Source organism: Rhodoblastus sp. 17X3, from assembly GCF_030056575.1.
Taxonomy (GTDB): domain Bacteria; phylum Pseudomonadota; class Alphaproteobacteria; order Rhizobiales; family Beijerinckiaceae; genus Rhodoblastus.
The window spans coordinates 1-841 of record NZ_JASHHX010000060.1 but is presented as its reverse complement, the minus strand read 5'-3'; the positions used below and the strand labels follow the sequence as shown (position 1 = coordinate 841).

1 pseudogene is annotated in these 841 nt (G+C 63.3%); it reads left to right on the top strand.

The features are described 5' to 3' along the window. Positions 1–391 precede the first annotated feature (391 nt). Positions 392–841, top strand: a pseudogene (locus tag QM467_RS19750) (hypothetical protein); the annotation flags it as partial.

The following is an 841-nucleotide window of genomic DNA, read 5'->3' as shown; positions in this document are numbered from 1 at the left end:
TGGCGCCTTCACGATCAATGGCGGCACGGTGATCCTGAACGGCGCGAATACAATCGGCGGCGGCGTGACGCTGAATGGCGGCATGCTCGCGGTGGGCAATGCCGGCGCGCTTGGAACAGGGCAGTTGGCGCTGAATGGCGGGTCGCTTCTGGGCCTGAAAAATGAAACGCTCGCGAACCGATTTACAACGCAGGGCGTGGTCACGATCGCGGCCGCTCATGGCACGACTTTTGATGTTGGCCAAGGCGGGTGGACCGTCAACGAAGCGGCCACTAATCTTCTGGCTTTTGGTGCCCCGGGTCAGGATGGCGTTGTGATTTGGCGGCAGGGGTCCAATTCCGCCACCGTCGTTAACATCGGAACGATGCCGGTTGTCGTTCAAGGCGGGACGTTGGCGGCTGGCGACGGCGCTCTGGGCTTCCTTCTCGGGAATGTGCTGCAGACGACGGTCGCTCAAGGCGCGACGTTGGATATTTCGGGATTCTCGACGAGCGTCGCCAAATTGCTCGGCAACGGGACCGTCACCGATAGCGGCGGCGCGGCGACTTTATTTCTGTCGGGCGCGAGCAATTTCAGCGGCGCGTTGAGCGGCGCCCTGACTCTAAATTTTGGCTCATCGACTACGCTGGGCGGGTCGAGCGCTTATGCCGGCGCGACGACGATCACGGCGGGCGCGACCCTCACGAACACCGGCGCCTTTACCCTGTCGTCCGACGTCGGGATCGCATCCGGCGGCGCGGGCGCAGCCTTCGTCAATACGGGCTCCTTTGCCAAGATCGGCGGCTCCGGGACCAGCACGGTGGCGACGTCTTTCGCCAATAATGGCTTCCTCGTCGTCGGT